Source organism: Jatrophihabitans sp. (assembly GCF_035474675.1).
Taxonomy (GTDB): Bacteria; Actinomycetota; Actinomycetes; order Mycobacteriales; family Jatrophihabitantaceae; genus Jatrophihabitans_A.
On sequence record NZ_DATINC010000036.1, the window covers coordinates 1 to 25369 of the forward strand.

26 protein-coding genes are annotated in these 25369 nt (G+C 72.2%); 8 read left to right on the forward strand and 18 right to left on the reverse strand.

All coding sequences use genetic code 11. The features are described from left to right. The coding region (locus tag VLJ82_RS03625) for an oxidoreductase C-terminal domain-containing protein (protein ID WP_408661957.1) at positions 1 to 361 on the forward strand (361 nt) is incomplete at its 5' end. 32 nt (positions 362 to 393) lie between these two features. Here the strand turns inward: VLJ82_RS03625 and VLJ82_RS03630 are convergent. The 7 genes from VLJ82_RS03630 to VLJ82_RS03660 form a co-directional block, all read right to left on the reverse strand. Beyond that, positions 394 to 867, reverse strand: coding sequence for a hypothetical protein (locus VLJ82_RS03630; protein ID WP_408661958.1), 474 nt, complete (start codon positions 865 to 867; stop codon positions 394 to 396). Next, positions 867 to 3392: a molybdopterin oxidoreductase family protein gene (locus VLJ82_RS03635; RefSeq protein ID WP_408661959.1), complete on the reverse strand. Its 2526-nt coding sequence runs from the start codon at positions 3390 to 3392 to the stop codon at positions 867 to 869. Before VLJ82_RS03635 ends, VLJ82_RS03630 begins: the two co-directional genes overlap by 1 nt. A 100-nt stretch (positions 3393 to 3492) precedes the next feature. Then, positions 3493 to 5154, reverse strand: a complete 1662-nt coding sequence (locus VLJ82_RS03640; protein WP_408661960.1) for an alkaline phosphatase D family protein — start codon at positions 5152 to 5154, stop codon at positions 3493 to 3495. A gap of 99 nt (positions 5155 to 5253) precedes the next feature. Next, positions 5254 to 6396, reverse strand: coding sequence for a hypothetical protein (locus tag VLJ82_RS03645; RefSeq protein WP_408661961.1), 1143 nt, complete (start codon positions 6394 to 6396; stop codon positions 5254 to 5256). Positions 6397 to 6562: 166 nt separating this feature from the next. Then, positions 6563 to 7426: a hypothetical protein gene (locus VLJ82_RS03650; RefSeq protein ID WP_408661962.1), complete on the reverse strand. Its 864-nt coding sequence runs from the start codon at positions 7424 to 7426 to the stop codon at positions 6563 to 6565. Between the two features lie 184 nt (positions 7427 to 7610). Beyond that, positions 7611 to 8504 (reverse strand): tryptophan 2,3-dioxygenase, encoded by an 894-nt coding sequence (locus VLJ82_RS03655; protein WP_408661963.1) that lies wholly within the window; start codon positions 8502 to 8504, stop codon positions 7611 to 7613. Positions 8505 to 8585: 81 nt separating this feature from the next. Further along, positions 8586 to 9335, reverse strand: a complete 750-nt coding sequence (locus tag VLJ82_RS03660) for a GntR family transcriptional regulator (RefSeq protein WP_408661964.1) — start codon at positions 9333 to 9335, stop codon at positions 8586 to 8588. 283 nt (positions 9336 to 9618) lie between these two features. On the opposite strand from VLJ82_RS03660, the gene trpB reads away from it, so the two are divergent. Together trpB and trpA are read left to right on the forward strand one after the other, a co-directional pair. Then, on the forward strand, positions 9619 to 10779 hold the full coding sequence (gene trpB / locus VLJ82_RS03665; RefSeq protein WP_408662013.1) for a tryptophan synthase subunit beta: 1161 nt from the start codon (positions 9619 to 9621) through the stop codon (positions 10777 to 10779). Then, positions 10776 to 11708, forward strand: a complete 933-nt coding sequence (gene trpA, locus VLJ82_RS03670) for a tryptophan synthase subunit alpha (RefSeq protein ID WP_408661965.1) — start codon at positions 10776 to 10778, stop codon at positions 11706 to 11708. The genes trpB and trpA overlap by 4 nt, the downstream gene beginning before the upstream one ends. Here trpA and VLJ82_RS03675 read toward each other — a convergent pair. After that, on the reverse strand, positions 11695 to 12456 hold the full coding sequence (locus tag VLJ82_RS03675) for a class I SAM-dependent methyltransferase (RefSeq protein WP_408661966.1): 762 nt from the start codon (positions 12454 to 12456) through the stop codon (positions 11695 to 11697). The genes trpA and VLJ82_RS03675 overlap by 14 nt on opposite strands. Beyond that, positions 12453 to 13481 (reverse strand): methylenetetrahydrofolate reductase, encoded by a 1029-nt coding sequence (locus VLJ82_RS03680; protein ID WP_408661967.1) that lies wholly within the window; start codon positions 13479 to 13481, stop codon positions 12453 to 12455. Before VLJ82_RS03680 ends, VLJ82_RS03675 begins: the two co-directional genes overlap by 4 nt. A gap of 318 nt (positions 13482 to 13799) precedes the next feature. Between VLJ82_RS03680 and VLJ82_RS03685 the strand changes: the two genes are divergently transcribed. Further along, positions 13800 to 15113: an NAD(P)/FAD-dependent oxidoreductase gene (locus VLJ82_RS03685; RefSeq protein ID WP_408661968.1), complete on the forward strand. Its 1314-nt coding sequence runs from the start codon at positions 13800 to 13802 to the stop codon at positions 15111 to 15113. Between the two features lie 15 nt (positions 15114 to 15128). Here VLJ82_RS03685 and VLJ82_RS03690 read toward each other — a convergent pair whose 3' ends face one another. From VLJ82_RS03690 to VLJ82_RS03730, 9 genes are all read right to left on the reverse strand, one after another. Beyond that, positions 15129 to 15764, reverse strand: a complete 636-nt coding sequence (locus VLJ82_RS03690; RefSeq protein ID WP_408661969.1) for a hypothetical protein — start codon at positions 15762 to 15764, stop codon at positions 15129 to 15131. A gap of 26 nt (positions 15765 to 15790) precedes the next feature. Then, on the reverse strand, positions 15791 to 16492 hold the full coding sequence (locus tag VLJ82_RS03695) for a class F sortase (RefSeq protein ID WP_408661970.1): 702 nt from the start codon (positions 16490 to 16492) through the stop codon (positions 15791 to 15793). Between the two features lie 22 nt (positions 16493 to 16514). Further along, positions 16515 to 17291, reverse strand: a complete 777-nt coding sequence (locus tag VLJ82_RS03700; RefSeq protein WP_408661971.1) for a hypothetical protein — start codon at positions 17289 to 17291, stop codon at positions 16515 to 16517. Positions 17292 to 17344: 53 nt separating this feature from the next. Further along, a complete protein-coding gene (locus VLJ82_RS03705) occupies positions 17345 to 17737 on the reverse strand; it encodes a hypothetical protein (protein WP_408661972.1) in 393 nt (130 codons plus the stop codon). 56 nt (positions 17738 to 17793) lie between these two features. Beyond that, positions 17794 to 18354, reverse strand: coding sequence for a cupredoxin domain-containing protein (locus tag VLJ82_RS03710; RefSeq protein WP_408661973.1), 561 nt, complete (start codon positions 18352 to 18354; stop codon positions 17794 to 17796). 168 nt (positions 18355 to 18522) lie between these two features. Beyond that, complete coding sequence (locus tag VLJ82_RS03715) at positions 18523 to 18702, reverse strand: hypothetical protein (protein WP_408661974.1); 180 nt, start codon at positions 18700 to 18702, stop codon at positions 18523 to 18525. Further along, positions 18702 to 18878 carry a hypothetical protein gene (locus tag VLJ82_RS03720; RefSeq protein WP_408661975.1) on the reverse strand — a complete coding sequence of 59 codons (177 nt, stop codon included), beginning with the start codon at positions 18876 to 18878 and terminating at the stop codon, positions 18702 to 18704. Before VLJ82_RS03720 ends, VLJ82_RS03715 begins: the two co-directional genes overlap by 1 nt. A 25-nt stretch (positions 18879 to 18903) precedes the next feature. Further along, positions 18904 to 19089, reverse strand: a complete 186-nt coding sequence (locus VLJ82_RS03725) for a hypothetical protein (RefSeq protein WP_408661976.1) — start codon at positions 19087 to 19089, stop codon at positions 18904 to 18906. A 231-nt stretch (positions 19090 to 19320) separates the two neighbouring features. Then, entirely contained in the window at positions 19321 to 20994 is a 1674-nt protein-coding gene (locus VLJ82_RS03730) for a phytoene desaturase family protein (RefSeq protein ID WP_408661977.1), read from the reverse strand. Positions 20995 to 21152: 158 nt separating this feature from the next. Here VLJ82_RS03730 and VLJ82_RS03735 point away from each other — a divergent pair, with 158 nt between their 5' ends. The 4 genes from VLJ82_RS03735 to VLJ82_RS03750 all read left to right on the forward strand — a co-directional run bounded on the left by VLJ82_RS03735 (position 21153) and on the right by VLJ82_RS03750 (position 25331). Next, positions 21153 to 22337, forward strand: a complete 1185-nt coding sequence (locus VLJ82_RS03735; RefSeq protein ID WP_408661978.1) for a zinc-dependent alcohol dehydrogenase — start codon at positions 21153 to 21155, stop codon at positions 22335 to 22337. Further along, positions 22334 to 23266 (forward strand): SDR family NAD(P)-dependent oxidoreductase, encoded by a 933-nt coding sequence (locus VLJ82_RS03740; RefSeq protein ID WP_408661979.1) that lies wholly within the window; start codon positions 22334 to 22336, stop codon positions 23264 to 23266. The genes VLJ82_RS03735 and VLJ82_RS03740 overlap by 4 nt, the downstream gene beginning before the upstream one ends. A gap of 113 nt (positions 23267 to 23379) precedes the next feature. Then, positions 23380 to 24777 carry a PAS domain S-box protein gene (locus tag VLJ82_RS03745; RefSeq protein WP_408661980.1) on the forward strand — a complete coding sequence of 466 codons (1398 nt, stop codon included), beginning with the start codon at positions 23380 to 23382 and terminating at the stop codon, positions 24775 to 24777. Positions 24778 to 24872: 95 nt separating this feature from the next. Further along, entirely contained in the window at positions 24873 to 25331 is a 459-nt protein-coding gene (locus tag VLJ82_RS03750; protein WP_408661981.1) for a hypothetical protein, read from the forward strand. Positions 25332 to 25369: the final 38 nt, after the last annotated feature.

Here is a 25369-nt window from a genome sequence, read left to right on the forward strand (position 1 = left end):
CAACGCCCTCAACCAGCCGGTGACGGTCGCAGCCTCGATGCTCGACCAGCCCGCCCACCACGACCAGTTGCCCTACTTCTTCACCGACCAGTACGACCTGGGGATGGAGTACGTCGGCTACGTCGATCCCGGCGGCTATGACCAGGTGGTATTCCGCGGTGACGTGGCCAGCCGGGAGTTCATCGCCTTCTGGGTCCGGGACGGGCACGTGCTGGCGGGGATGAACGTCAACATCTGGGACGTCGTCGACGACATCAAGGGACTCATCCGCTCGCAGGCCCGCATCCCGGCCGATCGGCTGGCCGACCCCGGCACGCCGCTGGCCGAGCTGGCCGGCGTTGCGGCCGATGCCACGGGCTGACCGTGGACCGGCCGGCCAGGGCGTGACCCGTCCTAGGGGGCGACCAGCAGCGCCTGCGGCGCGGCGACCTTGATCCGGGTCTGTAGCCAGGTCAGCTGCCGGGAGGTTTCGCCCATGCAGGTCTGGGCGATCTCGATCAGCTCCTGGTCCCGGGTGCCCTGGGCGGCCTGCAGCACCACCGTCCAGCAACTGTGCACCAGGGTGGCGAGCAGGTACAGGTCCTGCAGGTCGCGCAGCAGGCCCACCGGGCCCGCCCGGACTTCCGCGACGCCGGCGGCGTGCAACCGCTCCGGTTCCTCGACGTCCTCGCCGCGGCGCTGCTCGCCGTACCGGGCGACGACCGGAGCGAGCTGTTTCTCGTGCTCCAGGCTCATCCGCGCCAGTGACTCGCAGGTGTGATAGACGTCGACCTCTGCCTGGTGGCCGTGCCCCACGGTGACGAAGGAGTCCGTCAGCGTCTGCTCGGCGTGGTGCAGCAGGCCGAGGTAGGTGGCCAGCTGTGGCATCACTTCCTCCCTGCGACGGTGCTGGTGGGGGCCGGCGAGTCGGTTCCCAAGGACGGGTCGTTGGGGTAGCCCGGGGTCGGCGTCACGATCCGGGTGACGGTCGGCTGGCCACCCGCGGTGGCTGGCGCCGGGCGCCCTTGCGGTGGCGCGGACGCGGCGGTGCTGGGCGCCGGGGCCGGGCCCGTGGCATCGCCGATCTTGGTGACCCGGCAGGCGGCCGTCTTGAACAGCGGCTGCTTGGAGACCGGGTCCCAGACGGTCATCGTCAGCTCGTTGGCATCCCGAGCGGGGCCACCGTCCGGGCCGGCGGCGTCGAGATCCCAGTAGCCGTAGTGGAACGGGGCGAAGACGGCGCCGGGACGGACCCGCCCGATCCGGGCCCGCACCTCGATCCGTCCGCGGGGTGACTCGACGGCGACCTGGTCGCCCTCGGTGATGCCCAGCGCGGCGGCGTCGGTCTCCGACAGCTCCACCCACGCGTCCGGAGCGGCCTGCTGCAGCGCCGCCGACCGGGCGGTCTTGGTGCGGGTGTGGAAGTGGTAGACGGTGCGGCCGGTGGAGTACAGCAGCGGGTACTCGGCGCTCACCGGCTCGTGCGCCGGCTGGTACGGCGCGCCTTTGAGGAACGCCCGCCCGGCAGGCCGCATCGCCAGGTGCTCCTGCCGGGTGACCGTGCCGCCGGTGAGCAGGTCGTGGCCGTAGTTCTCACACTGGTCGGTGTCGGAGGGAAAGACCGGGTCGGTGTAGAGCCGGTCGGTGCCGTCCGGGGCCTGGTCGTTGCACGGCCAGGCGATCCCGGTCGGGCCGCGCAGCTTGTCATAGCTCAGCCCGGTGTAGTCGACCGGACGGCCGCGGCTGCACTCCTGCCAGGCGGCGAACGCCTCCTCCGGCGTGCGCCAGCGCACCAGCGGCGCCCCGTCGGAGTCGGTGAAACCCATCCGCTCGGCGTAGAGCAGGAAGATGTCGAGGTCGCTCTTGGCTTCGCCCGGCGGGTCGACGGCCTTGTCCGACAGGTGCACGGTGCGGCTGACGTTGGTGAACGTGCCGGTCTTCTCGCCCCATCCCGCGGCCGGCAGCACCACGTCGGCCAGCCGCGCGGTCTCGGTGAGGAACAGGTCCTGCACCACCACGAAGCACTGCTGGCCGCCGAGGATGCGGCGGATCCGCGCGCTGTCGGGCATCGACACCGCCGGGTTGGTCGCCGAGATCCACAGGAAGGAGATGCTGCCCTGCTCGGCGTAGCGCATCATCTGCATCGCATGGGTGGGCGGCGCCCAGTGCGGGATGACCAGCGGGTCGACGTTCCACAGCCGGGCCAGCTCGCTGACGTGTTTGTCGTTGTCCCAGTTGCGGAAACCCGGCAGGTCACCGTCCGCTCCGCATTCCCGGTTGTTCTGCGCGGTGGGCTGGCCGTTCATCTGCAGGATGCCGGCGCCCGGCCGGCCGAGCATGCCGCGCAGCAGGTGCAGGTTGTTGACCGCCACCGAGGCGGCGGTGGCCTGGTGGGACTGGTAGAAGCCCTGCAGCACCGTGCTGAGCACCCGCTCCGAGGTGCCGAAGATCGCCGCCGCGCGGCGCAGGTCGGCCGGGTCGATGCCGCAGATCTGCCCGACCTGCTCGGGGGTGTAGGGCTCCACGGTGGCGGCGAGGTCGTCGAAGCCGACGGTGCGCTCGGACACCCAGGCCGCATCGTGCCAGCCGTTGGCGATCAGTTCCCGGGTCAGCCCGTTCATCAGCGCCTGGTTGGTGCCCGGTCGCGGCGCCAGGTGCACCCCGCCGCTGGCCGCGGCGGCCTCGGCGACCTGGGTGCGGCGCGGGTCGACGCACACGATCGCCGGCGGCTGGCCGCCGGCCAGCCGGTCCAGGATCCGCGCCCAGAGCACGGTCTGGGTCTCGGGCATGTTGTGCCCGAACAGGAAGATCGCGTCGCAGGAGTCGATGTCGGTGTAGCTGCCCGGTTGCCCGTCGCAGCCGAAGGATTCCTTCATCGACGCCGCGGCGGTGGCGGTGCACAGCCGGGTGTTGCCGTCCATGTGCGGGGTGCCGATGCCGGCCTTGCCGATCACCGCCAGGGTGTAGTACTCCTCGGCGAACAGCTGTCCGCTGGTGTAGAAGCCGTGCGACAGTGGGCCCTTCTCGCGCAACAGCCGCTGCGAGACCTCGACCACCCGTCCCATCGCGCTCTCCCACGAGGCGGGGACGAGCTGGCCGCCGTCGCGCACCAGCGGACGGGTCAGCCGGTCGGCGGACGAGGCGAACGGAGTGCTGCCATAGAGGCCCTTGGGCCCCAGCCGGCCGTGGTTGATGACGTCGGTGGCGCGGCCCCGGATGCCCACCATCCGGCCGTCCTTGACGGCGATCTCGCAGCCGCAGCCGTTGCTGCACAGCAGGCAGGCCGAGACCACCCACCGGTCGACCTCGGCTTCGGGAATCCCGTCGGTGAGATGGCTGTCCACCCGGGCCGGCCATACCGTGCCCCGGTCGTGCGGTGTGCGTTGTCCCCAGATATCAGCGATGCGGTCCATGGCGGTGTCCGCCTCCAGCATGCAATGCCCGGCCGGATGCATCGGCTTCGGCAGCACGGCCGCTCCGCAGGGCAGCTTAGCCGGTGGTCCGATCGGGAGCTCAGCCGCTGGACAGAGCGATCCGCTTCGCCACCCGCAGGCCGGGTTCGCGGGACTCCGAGCGGGTCTTGGCCAGCTCCACCACGGCCAGCCGGCCGGCCGCGGAAAAGGTCATCAGCTCGTTGCCGAAGTACGGCCCGGCCTCCCGGGTCCAGCTCACCCGGGTGCGCGGCACCTTGGTCAGCACGCCCAGCAGGGTGCGGGTGGTGCGCTCGGCCAGCTTGCTCCAGGCCAACCGGAACGCCACCTTCATCGCGGTGGGAACGTAGTTGTGCAGCGGCGAGCAGGTCAGCTGGTAGACGGCTGAGTCCACCGGCTCGCCGAAGTCGACCCGGGCCACGTAGGCGTGGTGGACGTCGCCGGACAGCACGCACACCGTCGCCGGTGCCCGGCTGCCGCGCTTGCCCCGGGCGACCTCGCCGATCAGGTCGGTGAGGTCTTCGAAGGAGCGGTGGAAGGCGGCCCAGTGCTCGAGGTCGGCGGCCCGGCGCAGCGACTCCGACCAGCGCGCCAGCCGGGCGCCGCGCGCCCCGTCGGCCAGCGCCTCGTTCCAGGACTCGATGTCGTGCAGCGCCCGGGCCAGCAGCCAGGGCAGCGAGGTGCCGATCAGCAGATGGTCGTAGTCGCCGTCGGCCTGCTCGCTGATCCAGGCCAGCTCGCCGGTGCCGAGCATGCTGCGCTCGCCGTCGAGGATCCGCCCGCACCGGGAGTCGATCATCAGCAGCCGGATCGGACCGAAGTCGCGCCGGTAGGACCACCGGGTGCCCTTCGCGCCGTCGGCCTCGGCGTCGGCGTGCTCGGCGAACGCGCGCAGCAGCTGCTCGACGTCGCCGGAGTGGCCGCGGACCTGCTGGTAGAGCTCGTCGGCGGCCAGGTCCGCGGGGCCCAGGTTGCCCAGGTGCTGGTAGACCCAGTACGAGGCCAGCCCGCCGATCACCCGCTCGGCCCACCAGTCGGTGGCCTGCATGTCCTCCCGCCAGGCGCGCGAGGTGTTCCAGTCGTCGCAGATGTCGTGGTCGTCGAAGATCATCGAGCTGGGCAGCACCGACATCAGCCACCGCACGTCCGGATCGTTCCAGGACTCGGCGTAGAGCCAGGTGTACTCCTCGTAGTCGGCCACCTGCTCGCGCGAACCGGTGGTGATGTCGCGCCGTTGCCGGATCCGCTGCTGGGTCGCCTCGGTGGTCTCGTCGGCGTAGACCTGGTCACCGAGCATCAGCAGCGCGTCCGGCCAGTTCGCCTCGTCCTGCCCGGCCAGTTCACGGGCCAGCACCATCAGGGCGTCCGGCTCGAAGTTCTGGTCGTCGGTCACCGCCGAGGAGCGGGCGTAGCGGCAGGAGCCGAACGCGACCCGGACCGGCCCGCCGTCGCCGAGGGTGCGGATGCGCGGCTGCGGTCGCGGGTCGTCGGGCAGCGGCCAGACCGGCTGGCCGTCCAGCCGGACGTCGTAGCGGGTGCTCTGCCCGGCCGGCAGTCCGCTCAGCACCAGCAGGGCGTAGTGGTGGCCGGCCATGCACCAGGTCCGCTCCCGGTGGCCGAGGATCTCCACCTCGCAGGCCCGGTCGGTCTCGACCCAGACGGTGGCGTCGTCCCGGCCGACGTGGCGCAGCGCCGGGCCAAGCAGCAGCCGGGGAGCGCCGGACGGCTGGCTCGTGTCGTTCATGCTGGCCCCCTGCCGCGGTCCGGCCGGCGGTGCAGGCCTGCCAGCCATGCTACCGACGCGGGAAGGACGCGTTCCGAGGTGCGTCCCGCACGGCAGGCGCTACAGGATCGCTGGCCGGGGGCGGCTGGGCTCGGCGAGGGCGATCTCGTACTGCTGGGCGGTCTCCTCCTCATGCAGCTGATCTATCGCGTCTTCGAGGGCGTCGGGGCTGATCTCGCGGAGCCTGTCGACCTGCTTGGCCACTTCTCTGCGGGACTTGGGCCGTTGCGATGTGATGGTGGTGGTCGATTTCTCGAGCGGTTTGACCCCTTGCTCGATTGCGGTTCTCAGCGACCGCCACGCGTACCAAGCCAGTAAAGCCGTTCCGAGAAAGCCCAACCAGAGCACGATCGTGTTGGTCTTGATGCCGGCGAACGTACCCAGATCCAACTGGTGTCCGACCTGGAACAGGACGAGCACCTGGCCGCCGGTGCCGGCCAGGGTCAGCAGCGCTCCGGCCAGCAGGCCGGGGACGGTAACCTGCCCTTCCTTGTTCTTGAGCGCGCCGAGGACCAGTGGTCCGGCGGTGACGAAGGCAAGGGCGAGTGCCGCGGATACGCCGACCAGGGTGGTGAGATCCGCATCGTCCTTGCCGAGCAACTTCTTGAGGACGTCGGTGGAACCGAAGAGGCCGGCGAACGCGGTGGAGATGAGGGTCGCCGTGGTTGCCCAGCTCTTGGACAGGTCGTAGTCCTTGCCGAGGCCCTGAAGACTCTTCCCCGCAAGGCCTTTCCGGCCTGCCCAGACGAGCACGCCGACGCAGATCACGAGGGCACCCACGAGCGCGAAGAAGAACGACCTGCTCATGATCGACCACCTGGGTGACGGTTGTGCGTCGACCGTGGCCTGGATCGTGATGGCATTGCCGGTGCCGGGTGTGACCTTGACGTCGACGGCACTGCCCGCGTGCAGGCCGCATCCGGTGACCGTGACAGCTGTGTCGTGCTGGATCGCGGCGGGGATCAGCTCCTGGGTGGGGCTGATGCGGCAACCCGCTGGGTTCTCGATCGCCAGTTGGATCGTGACCGGTGCGTCCGTGAGGTTCGTGGTGGTCAGCGTTCCGGTGCCCTTGCCAGGGTCGGCAACGGTGAGCGTGATCGGCGAGGTCTGCACGGTGATGGCTGCCGGTTGTGCGGCCGCTGGTAAGGCACCGAGCCACAGCAGGGTGACTACGACGGCTCCGGCCCGAAACATGCGCACCATGGAAATCTCCCCCGAGTCGTTTCCCAGCAGGTCGAGAATGCCCTGCCGGACGGCATCTTGTCTCGGATGTCGGAAGATTCCTCGACGCACGCCGGAGAACCGAAACGGCCCGCAACCCGGGTGGGTTGCGGGCCGTTCCCGCCTGGAGGGTGGCGGTAAGGGGCTGTCAGATGATCGGCGAGAAGGCCTCGGTGCCCGGCACCAGCGCGACACCGGACATGCCGTGGCTGTTGGCGTAGGCCAGTTCCTTGGCCAGGTCGCCGACGCCGTTGGAGCCGGCCAGCGGGGCCAGCGCCACCGTGGACAGCACGCCGAGGGCATGGCCGGAGGCGTCCATGAAGCCCGAGCCTGAGTCACCCGGGATGCCGGGGGTCACGGTGTAGACGGTGTGCGTCCAGCCGCCGGCGTCGTCACCGAGGCTGACGCCGCGCTTGGGCGAGAGCAGTTCGATGCCGCCGCGCAGCAGCGAGTTGCCGTAGCTGTAGACCGAGGCGCCCAGCGTGGTGCCCTGGGTGGTCGGCGCCAGCGGGCCGCCCCAGAACGGCACCGACGGGTTCACGCTGCCGACGTAGGCCGAATCCACCTTCACCAGGGCCAGGTCGTTGTAGGCGCAGGTGTCGGCATTGGTCTCGCCGGCCTGCTGCATGGCCAGCCACGAGGAGTAGGCCAGCGTGCCGGTGCCGACCTGGGTGCCCTCGCTGACCAGGTTGGCACCGGTGTTGAAGGTGACCGGGGTGCCGAGCGGCAGCGACTGGGTGGTGCAGCCGTTGGTGTCGGTGGCGGCACCGGTGCCCGCGCAGTGCGCGGCGTAGCCGACGTAGGTGGAGACCCCGTCGGAGTAGACGAAGTTGGCGGTGCACTGGGCGCCGTTGGTGAACATCTGGGTGCCCGGGTGGATCGTCGCGGTCGCGGCCGGCGCCCACTGCGGCGTCGCGGCGGTGGCCTTGGCCGACGGCAGTGCGGTGACGGCGACGATTGCGGCTGCGCCGGCTGCTAGGGCCAGGACTCGTCGAAACCTCGGCGTGCTCACTGGGTGACCTCCTCGAAAAGGGGAACGGGGGAAGCAAAGTACTGAAAGCATAGGAAAAGCGGCCTTTGGCCAGGGTCAAGAAACCCGGCCTGTGCTAGAAGGAACGAGGCAGTCCGGACGAAGTTACGGCCGGACCGGCGGCGCGCCGGACGTTCCCGGACGACCGGAGGAGAAGACAGCGCTTTCAGTCCAGCGCGGTACGCACCGAGTAAAGCTCGGGGAAGAAGGTCCGGTCCAGGGCCTTGCGGAGGAAGGTGGCTCCGCTGGAGCCGCCGGTCCCGGTCTTGCCGCCGATCATCCGCTCGACCGTCTTCAGGTGCCGGAACCGCCAGAACTGGAAGGCGTCCTCGAGGTCGACCAGCGCCTCGCAACCCTCGTACAGGTCCCAGTTCTCGGCCGGCGCGTCGTAGATCACCTTGAAGATGTCGACCAGTTCCGGAGTGAAGGTGTGCGCCTCGGTGACGTCGCGCCCGGTGACCGAGGCGGGCAGCGGGTAGCCGTGCCGGGACAGGTAGCCCAGGAACTCGTCGTAGAGCGTGGGGGAGTTGAGCAGGTCGGTCAGCAGCGCGTGCGCGGCGGCGTCCCGGGAGAACATCTGCAGCATCCGGGCGTTCTTGTTGCCGAGGATGAACTCCACGGCCCGGTACTGGAAGGACTGGAAGCCCGAGGAGCTGGCGAGCGAGTCCCGGAAGCTGAGGTACTCGCTCGGGGTCAGGGTCGCCAGGATGGTCCACTGGTCGGTGAGGGTGTGCAGGATGCCCTTGACCCGGGCCAGCCGCTTGAGGGCCAGTCCGATGTCGTCGGTGCGCAGCCCCTCGCGGGCGCCCAGCAGTTCGTGCAGCAGCAGCTTGAGCCACAGCTCGCTGGTCTGGTGCTGGATGATGAACAGCAACTCGTCGTGCGCCACCGGCCGCGACAGCGGATGCTGGGCGCCCAGCAGCTCGCCGAGGTGCAGGTAGTCGCCGTAGGACATCTCCTCGCGGAAGTCCAACCGGATGCCGGCCTCGATCCCGTCCGGGGACGCCCCGGGCGGCCGGGCGCCCTCGGGATCGGCAACCGCCGAGGCGTCGTTCGTCATGCGGGCGCACCACCTTCGTCCATCGGCTGTCGGGTCAGCTTACTGCCGGCCCGGCGCCGGGCGGCGCGGCATCAGGCGGGATCAGCCGTTGGCCGCCCAGGACAGCTCGGTGCCCCGGTGCGCGCGCTGGGCCAGGACCGAGATCGAGTCGTCGACGATGGTGGCCAGGTCATGGACGATGGGCAGGTTGCGGGCGTCGTAGGTGATCCGTTCGGCGACCAGGACCGGCCGGCCGGCAGGCTTGCCGACGGCCGTGGCGATCGCCGCGGGCAGCGCCCGGGCGCGCAGGCTCTCGGTGGCCCGTACGATCGCCAGCCGGCCGTGCTGCTCCAGCGAGCGGTACAGCGAGGCCGCCTCGAAGTCGACATCCAGCAGTGCCTCGCACCAGGGCGCCGGCACCCAGGACACCTGGTGCACCGCGGGCCGGCGGCCGATCCGGCGCAGCCGCTCCAGGCGCAGCGCCGGCTCTCCCCGGAGCCGGTCCAGCGCGGCGGCGACGCCGGCCGGCAGCGCCCGTAGCCGGCAGCCCAGCACCACGGTGGCCAGCTCCACCCCCTGCTGCCGCAGGTCCTCGGCCAGGCTGTTCAGCGAGCGTAGGTCCAGCGTGGGCACCGGGGTGACATAGGTGCCGCGGCCGGGCAGCTGGGCGATCAGGCCGTCGGTCTCCAGCAGGCCCAACGCCTGCCGGAGGGTCATCAGGGTGACGCCGTACTCCCGGCTCAGCAGTGCCTGGGAGGGCAGCGGCGTCCCGGGCTGGAACTCGCCGCGGCCGATCCGGGCGGCCAGGTCCTGCCCGATCTGCCGGTACTTCGCGATTCCCGCCCTCGCCACCGGGCACCTCCTCCGCCTCGTCGGAACAGCTCCGCCGCGAGAGGATCACCTTAGTCGGCGCTCGGCCGGTGCGGCACACTCTCGACGCGGGCGACAACACTTCTAGAAGAGTTTCGGCTAGCTGGTAGGGTGGGTGCCGGCGGCGGCCCCCGACCGCCCGCCCCGGACGTTACGAGACTGCGAAGGACTCCGACCAGCGATGACCTCCTCGCCCGCCCCGTACCCCGGCTCGCCGATCGCGGCCGAGACGACCGGCACGCTGCTGACCACCGGCCCCTCGGCGATGACCGATCCGGGTGCCCTCGGCCGGTTCGGCGACTTCGGCGGCCGCTACGTCCCGGAGGCATTGGTGCCGGCCTGCGAGGAGCTGGAAGCGGCCTACCGCGAGGCCCGCGCGGACCCGAGCTTCCAGCGCACGCTGGCCCAGACGCTGGAGGTCTATGCCGGCCGGCCGACCCCGGTGACCCCGGCGCGGCGGCTGTCCGAGCAGCTGGGCATCACCCTGCTGCTCAAGCGGGAGGACCTCGCCCACACCGGCTCGCACAAGATCAACAACGTGATCGGCCAGGCGCTGCTGGCCCAGCGGATGGGCAAGCAGCGGCTGCTGGCCGAGACCGGCGCCGGCCAGCACGGGGTGGCCACCGCGACCGCCGGCGCGCTGCTCGGCCTGGACGTCACGGTCTACATGGGCGAGGTCGACACCCAGCGCCAGCAGCTGAACGTGTTCCGGATGGAGCTGCTGGGGGCGCGGGTCGTGCCGGTCACCAGCGGCAGCCGCACCCTCAAGGACGCCTGCAGCGAGGCGCTGCGGCAGTGGGTGTCGCAGGTGGACGAGGCCCACTACTGCCTCGGGTCGGTGATGGGCCCGCATCCCTATCCGTGGATGGTCCGGGAGTTCCAGAGCGTCATCGGCACCGAGGCGCGCGGCCAGTGCGCGGGCCTGCTGCGGCGCGGGGTGCCCGACGTGGTGGTGGCCTGCGTCGGCGGCGGGTCGAACGCCGCCGGGACGTTCGCCGGCTTCGTCGACACCTCGGCCCGGATGGTCGGGGTGGAGGCGGCCGGCGGCGCGGCGATGACCGACGGCTCGCCCGGCATCCTGCACGGCTTCTACTCCCAGGTGCTGCAGGACTCCGACGGCCAGGTCACCGAGGCGCACTCCATCTCGGCCGGCCTGGACTACCCCGGAGTCGGGCCCGAGCACGCCAGCCTGGGCAGCTCCGGCCGGGTGGAGTACACCACCGCGACCGACGAGCAGGTGCTCGACGCGGTGGTCACGCTGGCCCGGACGGAGGGCATCCTGGCTGCGCTGGAGTCCGCACACGCGCTCGCCTGGATCCTGCAGGCCGCCCGCTCGGGCGAGCTGGCCGCCGGTTCCACGGTGCTGATGACCCTGTCCGGACGCGGCGACAAGGACGCCGGCCAGCTGATGAGCCTGCTGGCATGACCGGCCCGAGCATGACCGGCCCGAGCACGGCCGATCCGGCCCTGACCGGCCCGAGCATGGCCGATCCGGCCCTGACCGGCCCGAGCATGGCCGATCCGGCTCTGACCGAGCCCGGCCGGCGGGCGCCCGGCCCGGTGGAGCAGGCGCTGCGGCAGCGCCGGGCGTCCGGCGGCAAGTCGCTGGTGCCGTTCGTGACTGCCGGCATCACCGCGGACTGGACGTCCTACGTCCGGGCCTGCGCCGAGCACGGTGCCGACGCGATCGAGATCGGGTTGCCGTTCTCCGACCCGATGCTGGACGGCCCGGTCATCCAGGCCGCCTCCGGGCAGGCGCTGGCGCGCGGGGCGCGGACCGCCGGGCTGCTGGACGAGCTGGCGGCGCTGGACGCCGGGGTGCCGTTGATCGTCATGACCTACAGCAACATCGTGCGCCGCTCCGGCGACGAGGCGTTCTGCCAGCGACTCGCAGCGGCCGGCGTCCGCGGGCTGATCGTGCCCGACACCCCGGTCGACGAGGTGGAGCCGCTGCTGGTCGCCAGCCGGGCTGCCGGGCTCGAGCTGATCCTGCTGGTCGCCCCGTCGACCAGGCCGCACCGGGTCAGCCGGATCGCCGAGCTGAGCAGCGGATTCGTCTACGCGGTCAGCAACATGGGCGTCACCGGCCTGCGCGACGAGGTCTCGGCCACCGTGCAGCGCACGGTGGCCGGCATCCGCAACCACACCAGCCTGCCGGTGCTGGTCGGCTTCGGGATCTCCTCACCCGCCCAGGCGGTCGAGACCAGCCACCAGGCCGACGGCGTGGTGGTGGCCTCGGCGCTGATGCGCGACGTGCTGGCCGGTGCCTCGGCGGCCGAGCTGGGCGCCACCGTGGCCTCCTTCCGGTCCGCGCTGGACGCCGTCGACTGGGCTGCGGCGGTCACGCCGGGCTGAGCACCAGCACCCGGCCGGCCACCCGGCCGTCGGAGATCAGCCGGCCGATGATCTGCTCCTGGTGCCGGGCGGTCTGCCAGCGCGGATCGCTGCCGTGCCGGCGCTCGATCAGCTCGTCCACCCGGTCGGCGGCCGCCTGCCAGTCCGGCCCGGGGGCGGCGAAGTCGGCCAGCTCGGCCTGCTCGAGCACCCCGAGCCGGGCTGCCGACAGCAGGCCGGCGAGCTCGGCGTCGGTGCGGAAGGAATTGCCCTCCGGCTGCTCGGGAAGCCGCCGCACGGTGCGCAGGTAGGCCACCAACCCGATCCGGCCGCCGGGCCGGACCACCCGCCGCAACTCGGCCAGCAGGCCGGCCTGGTCGGGCGCGGTGCACAGCACCCCCAGGCTCCAGACCGCGTCGAACATCCCGTCGGCAAAAGGCAATCGCTCACCGGCAGCGGCCACCACCGGGCGGCCGAACAGCCGGGCCGAGGCCCGGCAGGCGGACAGCATCGGCTCGGCGAGCACCGGCCGCATGCCGAACTCCCGGGCGGCCAGTTCCGCCGGGCCGCCCACGCCGGCACCGCAGTCGAGCAGCCGCGTTCCCGGACCCAGCCCCAACCGGCCGGCCAGCCAGCGCAGCGCGGCCGGGCTGCCGCTGCCCCGGCAGCCCGCCGGTACCGCATGCTCGGGTCCCAGTTCAGCCACCGCGTCGGCGGTCCAGGCGGCCATCGTGTCGAACTCGTCGGCCATCGCCTCGTCATCGGTCACAGCTCAGACCGTATCCGGCGTCCCACCTCGGCCTTGATCTCGGCGGCGTAGTCCTCGCCCCGGTCCGAGGCCAGGCCCGACAGGTTCACCCCGACCACCCCGTCGAGAGCCAGCAGCTGGCGAGCCTCGGCGACCGCGGCCTCGATGCCGGCCGCGACCGGGTCGGGTGCCGCCAGCACCCGGGCCACCGGCTCGGGATCCAGCTCCAGTCCGGGAAAGTTCTGCAGCACCCGGGCCGAACGCTGGTCGGTGTACACCGCGACGCCGGCGATCAGCGGCAGGCTGACCCCGAGGTCCCGGCCGGCCCGGACGAAGGCCGCCAGCCGCGCCGCGCTGCCGACGTGGTTGAGGAACGCCAGCCGGGCGCCGGCCCGCTGCTTGGCCAGCAGCCGGGCCGGCCGCAGCGGGCGGGGCGGGGCGTCGGGTGCCTCGGCCACCGCCGCGGTCACCCCCAGCGAGGCGGCCAGCCCCGCCAGTCGGGTGCCGTCCAGGTCGAACACCTGGGTCACGCCGGGACGCACCCCCTCGGCCCGGCCGTCCCCGGTGACGCACAGCACCCCGTCGGCGCCGGCGATCCGCAGCCCGACCAGCTCCTGCTCCAGGATCAACCGGTTGCGGTCCCGGCAGGTCAGGGTCAGCCAGCCGGTGCCGCCGGCCTGCCGGATCAGCGCCGCCATCAGGGTGGGCGGGAAGTCCGGGCGGTTCTGGTGCTCGCCGACCAGCAGCGCGTCGCAGGAGCCGGCCAGGATGCCGGTGATCCGGGCCACCGCGGCGGCGTCGTAGGGCGGCAGGGTGAGGTCGGTGACCACCACCGGGCCATGGCGGGCCGCGTCCAGCAGGGCGCTGGCCGCCGGCGGCTGAGCAGGTAGCTGGCCAGCCGCGGGTTCGGTCCACTCGGGCACCGCCGGCCGTTCGGTGAACGGGCACCGGTGCGCTGCCATCTCGCACGACAGGTCGGCGCGTACCCCGCCGCACGGGCCGAACACCATGTGCTTGGGGCAGGCCGGCTCCCGGGTCAGCGGCATCGGCGGCCCGAGAACCTGGCGCTGGCGAACCGGTCGCACCCGCCGGGGTCATTCGCGAGGGAATCGCGCCCTGCCCGAACCGTCCGGGACGCACGGGCAATTCCCTGCCCGGAATTCGGCGTCCACGATTCGATCGGCACGCCTGTGATCATGGCACGCCTCGCGGACGCACTGTCTGCAGACAGCAATCGTGAAGGTGCCGGGGCCGGCCGCGGTCGCCAATCATGGGCTGAAGGCAGCCGGCCCGGTGGCGAACCGCCCCGACGCGGGACTTCGGCTGCGACGACTACCGATCCAACCAGTCCGAGGAGGATGCCCATGTCCGGACGGCGCGAAGCAGACCGTGCGGTGGTGCTCGGCGGCAGCGTGGCCGGGCTGCTGGCGGCCCGGGTGCTCGCCGAGACGTTCGCCGAGGTGCTCGTCCTGGACCGCAACACCCTGCTCGGTGGCCCGGCCGCCCGGCATGCCCAGCTGCTGCTGGGGCGGGGCCAGCAGATCGTGGCGGAGCTGTTTCCGGGGCTGGCCGAGGACGCGGTCGCGGCGGGCAGCCCGATCGCGGACCTCGCGGCGGTGCGGCACTACGTCGGCGGCCAGCGGGTGCAGCCGGTCGCCACCGGGGCGTTCTGCGTGGCGTGGGACCGGTCGGCCCTGGACAGCCAGCTGGCGGCTCGGGTGCAGGCGCTGCCGAACGTGCGGTTGCGCGAGCACACCGACGTCCTCGGCCTGGAGGTCACCGCGGACGCCGGCCGGGTGCGCGGCGTGCGGGTACGGTCCCGGCGGCCCGGCAGCGGCGTCGAGGTGCTCGAGGCGGACCTGGTGGTCGATGCCGGCGGCCGCGGCTCGAACACGCCCGACTGGCTGGCCGATCTCGGCTACGGCCGGCCGGCGGAGGAGCGGATTCCGGTCGGCCGCACCTTCACCAGCCGGCACTACCGGCTGCGCGACGAGGCGGTGCTCGACGGCGACCTGGGCATCGAGGTGGCCGCGGATGCCGGACAGCCGGTCGGTGCACTGCTGCTCCACCTCGGCCACGGCCGATGCGTGCTGACCCTGACCGGGCCCGCGGGTGGCCCGGTGCCGTCCACGCCGGCGAGTGCGCTGGCCTGGACGCGCGCGCTGCCGGTCCCCGACGTCTACTCCGCACTGGCCGGCGCCCGGCCGCTCGACGACGTGGTGACCGAGGAGTTCGCGGGCAGCCTGCGGCGGCGCTACGAGCAGCTGGACCGGCTGCCGGAACGGTTGCTGGTGGTGGGCGACGCGGTGGGCAGCATCAACCCGGTTTACCGACAGGGCATGACGGTGGCCGCGCAGCAGGCCCTGCTGCTGCGCGAGCACCTGCAGTACGGCCTGCCACAACCGCTGGTCTTCGCCAAGGACGTCTCCGTCGCCCTCGATGTCCCCTGGAACATGGCCGCCGGGGCCGACCTGGAGCTCGCCGGGATGGCCGGTGCCTGCAGCGAGGACGTCGAGGTGAGTGCGGCGTTCCTGGCCAGGGTGCGGGCGGGCGCGACCCGGGATCCGGTGCTGGCCAAGGCACTGCTCCGGGTGACCGGCCTGCTCGACTCGCCGGAGACGCTGATGACACCCGACATCGTGGCGCGCGCGATGGGTCCGGCGCCGCGGCGGTCCTGACCCCTGTCGGAAGGGCTACTCGTCACCGTCCCCGGTCCAGCAGCCGAGCACGTCCGAGGCGATCTCGTAGGCCAGGTCGGTGCGCCGCTGCTGTTGCGGGCCGAAGACCGCCGGCAGGCCGGTGGTGTCCACCCGCAGCGTCATGTTGTCCTTGAGCACGACGGCGATTCCGGTCTTGGTCGCGTAGGCCTGCTCGCCCAGTCCGAGAAGCGGTTCGGTGCTGCCCAGCTGGCCGCGCAGCCCTTCGAAGTACTCGCGCGCGGCGGGCTTGTCTGCCGATTCCTTGACCGACAGCACCATCCGCCCCATCGGGAGGGTGTAGCTGCAGGTGTAGAGCTTGTCGCGCCAGCTGGACTGCACCGGGGCAGGTGCGTCCAGCTGCAGCACCGTCCGGACCTGGTCGCGGATGTCCTGCGAGCACACCATGGCGGCTGCCTCCGACGGCACATTCGCGGCCGGCGCCATCGTCATGCCGGCCATCGACTGGCCGGGCGCCATCGTCATGCCGGCCATCGATTCCCCGGCTGCCATGGACATGCCGGCCATGGCGGTGCTGTCCGGGGCCGGGCTGCCGGAGTTCCCACCGGAGGCGCAGCCGGTGAGCAGCACCGCCAGCACACCCAGGCCGGTGGCCAGTTGCCTTGTGTTCATCAGCATTTCCTTATCCGTCGGCGGCGCTAGCCGCGCTTGCTGGACACCAGGGTGGCGAAGGCGACAATGTTGTCCTGGTAGTTGTGCGTGCTGAAGTCGAACCTGCCGCCGCAGGTGATCAACCGCAGCTGGGCGTTGTCGGTGTTGCCGTACACCTCGAGGGTGGGGAAGTGGTCCTTGGGATAGGACACCACCCGGTCCACCCGGAACACCGCCGTGCTCCGGTCGGCCCGGGTGACGGTCACCGTGCTCCCCGGGCGCAGCGCGCCGAGCCGGAAGAAGATCCCGGGACCGTACTCGGCCGAGTCGACATGGCCCAGGATCACCGACGGACCCAGCTGGCCGGGAGTGGGGGAGTACTTGTACCAGCCGGCCCGTGAATCGCGGGCCAGCGGCGGAACCTGCACCGTCCGGTCGGGATTGAGGCCGAGCTGGAGCAACTCCGAGCGCACCTTGATCGCCGGGATCTCCAGCGTCACCGGTACCGACCTGGCCAGCAGCTGCCGTCCCGGCGTCGCTGGGGCGGGTCGCGTGGTGCTGCTCGATCCGGTCGGGAACGGCGTTTGCGGTGCGGCAGAATACGGAACGGCGGCTGCCGCCGGTGGTTGCGGTGGCTGCCGCTGGGCGCGCAGGCCGACGACCAGCAGCAGCACCCCGACCGCGACCAGCACGCCCGCCGCGGCGGCTGTCAGCCGGCCACGGCGAGCGTGCGGTGCGATACCAGGCATGGATCCGCTCAGTCCTGTTCGGTCAGCTCTCCGACGCGGTTCGGCGACGCATCGCCAGCGCGCCGGCACCGATGCCGGCCACGAGCAGGGCTCCCCCGAAACCGAGCACTGCCTGGTCTTCGATCCCCGCGGTGCTGCCACCGCCGGTGTCAGCCGCACCACCGGGCATCGACGACATCTGCGAGGCCACCAGGGTTCCGCACAGTGCCGGAGAGGTGGCGGCCAGCGGCAGCGAAGGGACCAGGTCGCTCTTCTCGCCCTGGGCCTGCTTGCTGAGGGTGGCCGGGTCCAGGCCGTGCACGACCACCACCGCGGTTCCGGCGGCGAGCGCGTCCATCGTCTTGGAATCCAGGGAGATGGTGCGCGAGTAGTTGAACGAGGCACCAGACGGCGCGACGGTCAGGGTGGTGCCGGCGGCGGGGCTGGTGTCGCCCGAGGTGGACAGCGTCGTCCCGATGCCGCCGTAGTTGGCCGCACCCTCGGTGGTGCTGATCACGCCGTCGTTGTTGGCATCGGCCGCGGTGGTCGGGCAGTCGCCCTTGGCGCCGATGTGGATGTGCTGCACGTGCGGGTAGGGGTTGCCGCCGAACTTGTCTGCCAGGCCCGAGACGTTCTCGGTGATGGTCGCCTGCGATCCGTTCAACGAGATCATCAGGGTGCCCGAGGCCGACGAGTGGTTCAGCGCCTTCAGCTGGGCCTGATAGGACGTGCTACCGGCGGCCGATGCCGCCCCCGGCATCGCCAGGGCAGCAGCGCCCAGGGCGAGCGCCGGCGCGCACAGGAGCAGGGACTTCTTCATACGATTCCTCCGGGACGTCAGCCGGACGGGATGCCGGCAGCGAGTGAGACGTGTCAGTGGTTCGCCGCGCTCACCGAAATGGATTGGCCAGCCTGCAGATACCCGGCAAGAGCTGCGGCAGTGGCCACTGCCTCCGCGATGGCGGCAAGGCTCTTCTTGAAGAACCACACCGGCTCATACATTGCCGGAAAGGGTCCGAACGCGGGCAGCTGGTAGTAGCGGTAGACGAGCAGGGCGGTCAATCCGCCGCCCGCCATCAGAAGGGCCATGGCATAGGCGGTCCGGTTACCGTGCCGCAGTACCAGCAACAGCGCCGCCAGGACGGCGAGTACTGCTTCGATCCGGAACAGGTTGCCTTGGCCGATGCCGCCCGGCGCGGCCAACTGGTAGTTCGCTGCCAGCTGCAGATGAAGCACCGCATCGACCAGCAGTCCTGCTGCGGTCATCCCGCGCAGTGTGATGTCGGCGAGCCGCCGGCCACCCCCCAGTGGAGATGCCGGGCTCATGTGACGACCAGCACACCATGCATGTTCGAGTGGTAGGTGCAGTGGAACGGGTAAGTTCCCGGCTTCGTCGGTGCCTGGAACCGGGTGCTGGCACCCGCGGTCGCCTTGTCGTCGAAGGCGCCACCGGAGTCGGCCGTGACGGTATGCGCCTCCTCGTCCTGGTTCACCACCGTGATCATGGCGCCGGGACTTACCGATTCTGGAACCGTATAGGCGAACTTGCTGATCGTGATGACCGCCGGCTGAGCGGCCGGCTGCGAAGAGTCGGCAGTCGAGGAGGCCGTAGCCCCTGGGCTCGTGCCGCCGCCCGATGAAGCGGAGACAGTCGAAGATGCCGGAGTAGGCGACTGCGAGGAGGACGAACCGCACGCGGCCAGCGCCGTCACGCTGACGGCGCCAACCACCCCGAGGCAGACTCGGCGCGGCCACGCTCTCGCGATTCGTTGCGTTCTGATGCTGGTCTGGTCCGAGTGGTCGGATCTGGTCACCGGGGCTCCTGCTCGTCGCGACGACGCGGCGCGTCGGATGCTGCCCAGGGATTCGGTTACCAGGCCCATCCGGATGTCCGGACGGGCCGGCTTGGATCATCGAGTGTCTGCAGGAGCGGCACAACTACTGGCAGCTGACGTCGTACCCCAAGGTCGCCCTCGCGTTGCCGAACACCCCGATCTACCCGGGGTTGTACGTGCCGATCGCGATGGTGGGGCGCCAGTTCTTCCGCGGGCTCACACCCACAGGTCGGCGTTCGGCGGCCAGTGCGGCTCGGCTGCTCCGTCCGAGCCGGTGCCGAGCTGCAGCAACGGCACCGGAGCCAGCTGCCGCACCGCCGCGGGCCGGTCCAGCAGCACCTCTTGCGCGGCGTCACCCAGCGACCGGAGCTCGGCGGGCAGCTCGTCGAGGGTCATCAGCTGGTACCGGAGCCGGAGCCGGGCTGCCCCGAGCCGTCCTGCTCGGAGTCCACCGACAGCGGCGTGTCGCTGTCCAGCGCGTCGAAGCTCTCACCGGCACCGGCGACCACCGGCGCCTCGGTGGCCGGCTTGCCGTCGGTGGGCGGCTGGTCGGACAGGTCGTGCTCGGTCATCGAAGGTCCTCTCGGAGGGGATGCGTCACAGCAGGTTGCCCAGGCCGCCGAACGTGCCCAGCAACTCCTGCGGGTTCAGCCCGAACTTGGCCAGCAGGTCGGCATGCTGCTCGGGATCGACCTGGTCCGGCAGCTCCTGCTCGGCCTGGTCGGCCTGCGGGTGGTTCTGCTGGCGCAGCAGCGAGATGATCTGGTCCTTGTCGATGTTCACGGCTGCGAACTCCTCAGCGGATGTGCCGGCGGTCGGCGTGCGCGGTGCGCACAGCACGGCAGGCCTATAGGCAATGGTGGCCCCGAGCCCGGAACGGGCGGGCAGCTGGATGTTCAGCCAGCCGGAGCGCTGTCGGCAACCGGCAATGCTGACGCTAAGCGTTGCACCCCGGTGAGCGCAACCATGCCGGTTGCCCCCGCCGCCTGGACGGCTGGCCGGGCGGGCCGGTAGCTAGGAGCGCGCGCCGGACAGCGACGGGTGCCGTTTGCCGGGCTCGCGGTAGATCCGGTTCCTCAGCAGCTGGGTGGCCCTGCGCCGGCCGGCCCCGAACAGGCCGGCCCGGGCCAGCGCGGCCTTGGCGGCGTTGGACCCCGGCGCCCCGTGCACGCCACCGCCCGGATGGGCGGACGAGCCGCTGAGGAACAGCCGGTCGACGGGGGTGCCGGCGCCGCCGAGGCCGGGCACCGGACGGAACACCAGCTGCTGGTGCAGCTGGGCGGTGCCGCCGTTGACGGCACCGTGCACCAGCGAGGGGTTCTCCCGCTCCAGCTGTCCGGGCGAGGCGACCCGGCGGCCGATCACCAGCTCCCGGAAGCCGGGCGCATGCCGCTCGATGCACGCCTCGATCCGTTCCACGTGCTCGGCGATCACGTCCTCGCCGAGCGGCACCCCGGACGGCAGGTGGGTGTAGGCCCAGGCCGACTCGGTGCCGGCCGGGGACCGGCTGGGGTCGGAGGTGGTCATCTGGCCGAACAGCAGGAACGGCGCCTGCGGCACCTGCCGGGTGGCCAGGTCCGCCGCGTACCGGGTCAGCCCGTCGAGGTCGACGCCCAGGTGCACGGTGCCGGCACCGCGCGCGCCGGGGGCCGTCCACGGCACCTTGGCCCGGACCGCCCAGTCGACCTTGATGGTGGGGGTGTCCCACTGGAAGTTGTCGAGATCGCGGACGAACCGAGCCGGCAGGTGCTGCTCGCCGACCAGTTCCCGGTACAGGGCCGGGGCGGTCACGTCGGCGAGCACCCCGCGCCGGGCGGCGATCCGCTCGCCGGAAGCCAGCCGGACGCCCACCGCGGTGCCGGACCGCACCTCGACCGACTCCACCGGGGAGCTGAACCGGATGCTGCCGCCCCGGGCAGCCAGCCGGTCGGCCAGCGACCGGGTCAGCATGCCGGCGCCGCCCACCGGCACCGGAAAGCCGTAGCTCTGCCCCAGCATGGCCAGCAGCCAGCCGTAGATCCCGCTGCCGGCCCCCTCCGGGGAGAGGTCGGCGTGCAGCGCGTTGCCGGCCAGCAGCATCGGCGCCCCCGCGCCGGTGAAGCGCTCCTCGCCGAGCCGGCGGACCGGCAGCAGGCCCAGCCGCGCCATCCGCAGGGCGCCCGCGGTGCCGAGCCGGGCCAGCAGCCGGGTGGCCGGGCCCAGCGCCGGCAGCGGCGTGAACAGGGCGTCGATGAGCGGCTGCCGGATCTCCTCCCACTCGGCCGCGAGCTGCCGCCAGGCGGCACCGTCGCCGGCAGCGAACTCCTCCACCGAGGCCGCCGTCACCTCCAGGTCGCGGGACAGCACCGCGCACCGGTCGTCGGGAAAGACATGCGCCAGCACGCTGGGCGCGTGCGTCCAGTGCAGGCCGTAGCAGTCCAGCTCCAGCCCACGCAGCACCGGAGAGGCAGCCGACAGCGGGTAGAACGCGCTGTACAGGTCCGACAGGTAACCGGGACTGGTCACCTCCGCGGAGCGGACCGCGCCCCCGAGGTGCTCGGTCGCCTCGCACACCACGACGTCCCAGCCGGCGTCGGCGAGCAGGTTGGCCGCCACCAGCCCGTTGTGGCCGGCGCCGATCACCACCGCGTCCGGCGCGCCGTCGGCACGCACCGTCGCCGAGGGGGAGTACTGGCTGTGGGGCTGCATAAATTCGACCGTACCGCGACGGGCTCCCCGGCAGCTGCCGTGGTTAACTGGCGGTATCCGCTGAGCAGCAGCGGCCATCGTGCCGAACTGGCCAGACGCCGTCTGCAGGCCGAGTCCTTGCCGTGCTCCCGCTCCTGCCGACGAGCAGGGAGACCACCGTGAAAGCTCTTACCTGGCAAGGAAATCTCAAGGTCGAAGTCGTCGACGTGCCGGATCCGCAGATCCTGGAACCGACCGACGCGATCATCCGGGTCACCTCGACCGCCATCTGCGGCTCGGACCTGCACCTGTACGGCGTGCTGGGCCCGTACCTCGAGCCCGGCGATATCCTCGGCCACGAGGCGATGGGCATCGTCGAGGAGGTCGGCTCCGACATCACCCACCTGCAGCCCGGTGACCGGGTGGTGGTGCCGTTCAACATCTCCTGCGGGTTCTGCTGGATGTGCTCGCGGCAACTGTTCTCCCAGTGCGAGACGACCCAGGTCCGCTCCGAGGGCAAGGGCGCGGCGCTGTTCGGCTACACCTCGCTGTACGGCTCGGTGCCCGGCGGGCAGGCCGAGTACCTGCGCGTGCCGCAGGCGCAGTTCGGCCCGATCAAGGTCCCGCAGGGCACCCCGGACGAGCAGTTCCTGTTCCTGTCCGACATCCTGCCCACCGCCTGGCAGGCGGTGGCCTATGCCGACGTGCAGCCGGGCAGCACCGTCGCGGTGCTGGGGCTCGGCCCGGTCGGCCAGTTCTCGGTCCGGATCGCAAAGCACCTGGGTGCCGAGCGGGTGATCGGGGTGGACACCGTGCCCGAGCGGTTGGCGCTGGCCGCCCGCTACGGCGCCGAGCCGCTGGACTTCGAGACGGTCGACGACGTGGCGAGCAGCCTGATCGAGCTGGTCGACGGGCGCGGCCCGGACGCGGTGATCGACGCGGTGGGCATGGAGGCGCACGGCAACCGGCCGGTCGCGCTGGCGCAGAAGATGACCGGGCTGCTGCCCGACCCGATCGCGCAGCGGGTCACCGACAAGTTCGCCGTCGACCGGCTGGACGCGCTGCACGCGGCGGTGAAGGGGGTCCGGCGCGGCGGCACCGTGTCGGTCAGCGGCGTCTACGGCGGCGAGGTCGACCCGATGCCGATGATGGAGATGTTCGACCGGCAGGTGCAGCTGCGGATGGGGCAGGCCAACGTGCGCCGCTGGAGCGACCAGGTTCTGGAACTGGCGATGGACCCGGACGACCCGCTGGGGGTGCTGGACCTGGTGACCCACCGGCTGCCGCTGGCCGAGGCGCCGGCCGGCTACGAGATGTTCCGCAACAAGGAGGACGGCTGCATCAAGGTCGTGCTGCAGCCGTGACCGAGGAGTCGCCGCGGCCGGAGGTGGTGGTCGTCACCGGCGCCTCCAGCGGCATCGGGCTGTCGGCCGCCCGGGCCTTCGCCGGCCGCGGTGCCCACCTGGTGCTCGCCTCGCGCAGCGCCGAGCGGCTGGCCGTGGTGGCCGCGCAGTGCCTGGCCGAGGGTGCGGCGGGCGCCTCGGTGGCGGTGACCGACGTGGCCGACGAGCAGGCGGTCGGCCGGTTGATCTCCGGTGCCGTGGAGCAGCACGGCCGGCTCGACGTGGTGGTGCACGCGGCCACCGTGATGGCCTACGGCAACCTGGAGGAGCTGCCTACCGAGATCTTCACCGCGGTGGTCGACACCGCGGTGAAGGGCACCTTCTTCCTCGCCCGCGCGGCGCTGGCCGCGTTCCGCGCCCAGCACCGCGGTCACCTGGTGGTGGTCAACTCGCTGCTCGGCTCGATCGCCGCGCCGCAGATGGGTGCCTACGTGGTGGCCAAGTGGGGCCAGGCCGGCATGCTGCGGGTGTTGCAGCTCGAAACCCGGGACGAGCCGGCCATCCTGGTCAGCTCGGTGTCGCCCGGCGGCGTCAACACCCCGATCTACTCGCAGGCGGCCAATGTCACCGGCCGTTCGGCGCGGCCGCCGGCGCCGGTGGACTCTCCGGAGAAGGTGGCCCGGGCGATCGTGAGCTGCGTGGACCGGCGCCGGGCCCGGGTGTCGGTGGGACCGGCCAATCCGCTCATCGTGGCCGGCTTCCGGTTGCTGCCCCGGGTCTACGATGCGCTGGTCACGCCGCTGCTGCACCTGGCCTCGCTCACCCGGCAGCCGGGTACCCAACCCTCGACCGGCAACGTGCTCGCCCCGCAGCCGGCCGCCGAGGCCGAGCACGGGCGGTGGCCAGGCCCGCTCGGCCTGCCGCGGCGCGGACACACCACGTCGGGCTAATCCGGCGTATCCGCTCAGTTAGCTGCGTATGGTGACGATGGTTCGCTAACAGCACATCGAGCGGGCCCGGCAGCGCGCCTGCGCTGGCCTCGTTGCGGAAGAGAAGGCATCCGATGGCAGCGGTCTCCGCCCGGCTCTCCGAGCTTGCCGATGACGCCCTGGCGTTGCTGGGGGCGGCGGCCGTGGCGGTGCGGGTGTTCGACCGGGACGGCGACCTGGAGCCGGTGGCGCTGGCCGGCCGCAATGCCGCGGCCCTGGTGGCCGGTCCCGACGAGCCGGTGGCGCCGGCCCGCGGCCGCTGGCGTCGCCGGGAGCACGCCGGCGCCGGTGAGGTGGAGAGCCATCCGATCCTCAGCGGCACCGGCCGGCGGCTGGGCTGGCTGACCTTCGAGCGCGGGGCGTCCGCCGAGCCGTCGTCCCGGCTGGCCGAGACCGCCCTGCGGCTGGTGCTGGCCCAGGCGGCGGCCGTCCTGGAACACCACGAGCTGGCCGCCCGGGTGAGCGCGCAGGACGACCTGTTGCTCGACCGGCTGGACCAGTTGCGCACCTCCGAGCAGGCGTTGCGGGTGGCCTTCGAGGAGTCGGTGGTGGGAATGGCGATGCTCAGCCTGGACGCCGCCGACCCCGGCCGCTGCCTGCGCGCCAACGACGCGCTCTGCCGTCTCACCGGCCGTCCCCGCGAGGAGCTGGTGACCGGTGAGTTCGAACGCTTCACCCATCCGGACGACCGGGGCCCGACCGCCTCGGCGATGCGCCGGGCGATGGCCGGCCGGCGCACCCCGTTCCGCACCGAGAAGCGGTTGCTGCGTGCCGACGGCAGCTCCTGCTGGGTCCGGGTCACCACCACCCCGCTGTTCGACGACGACGACCGGCCGCTGTACGCCCTGGCGCAGGTGGAGGACCTGAGCCAGCGGGCCGAGCGCGAGGTGGAGTTCGCGGCCCGGTTGGACCCGCTGACCGGCACCCTGAACTCGGCCGCCCTGGAGCAGGGCCTGGTCGAGACGGTGCAACGCGCGCACCGGATCGGCACCGGCTGCGCCGTGCTGGTGGCCGAGCTCGCCGGGTGGCAGGAGCTGGCCGGCGGCGACCAGCAGCTGGCCGACCGGCTGCAGGTGGCGCTGGCCCGGCGGTTGCAGACCACCCTGCGCGGCAGCGACGTGATCAGCCGGGTCGGCGACAACCAGTTCGTCATCATCGCCGAGGAGGTCGGGCCCGAGCAGGCCGAGGCGGTGGCCGGCCGGCTGGAGCAGGCGCTGGCCGTGCCGGAGAGCATCGACGGCCGGCAGTTCCCGATGGCGGTCAACCTGGGGCTGTCGGTGCTGTCCGACGGCCCCGGTGACGACGCCGGCCAGAGCGTGACGCTGCTGGCGCAGGCCAGGACCGCGCTGGAGCAGTCCCGGGCCGGCGGCGGGTCGCACGTGCTGTACCTCAGCGACGGGGCCCGGCCCGCGGTCGCCACCTCCCGCACCCTCTACGCCCATCCGGACTGGCTCGGCCGGCCGAACCGGTAGCGCAGCATTTGCCAGATCAGTCCCGGCACCGGTGTTCAGCCGGGCCCGCGGTGGCCGATAGAACATCGGACACCGCACAGTGAGGACGAAGTTCCATGCCGGGAGAATCCGCCCGCTCGCTGCGTGCCGCCACGCTCGGGGTGGCCGCCCTGGGCCTGCTGTTGCTGTCGGTGCCTGCCTCGTTGCTGGCCGGCTCCGGGTCGGTGTTCCCGACCCTGCGCCCGGTTGCCCAGGACCTTCCGGTGGTCGCCTTCGACGCCACCGGCCGGCTGCTGGCCAGCCCCGCCCGGCTGCGGCCCGGGGCCAGTGCCGACCTGGTGGTCTCCGGCTTCGGCGCCGGCGAACCGGTCCGGCTGCGCCGCTCGGCCGATGGCGGCACCGTCTGGACCGGCCGTGCGGATCGGCACGGCCTGGTCCGGTACCGGTTCACCGTCCCGGCGTCGTCGTCGGGGTCGCAGTCGCTGACGGTGCTGGGCAGCATCGGCCACGGCGGCCTGCCGCCACACCGCGCGGTGTTCGCCTACCTGGTCAGTGCCGGCCGGACGGCCCGCTGACCTCGCGCTCGGGGGTGACCGGCCGGGCTACCGGCCGG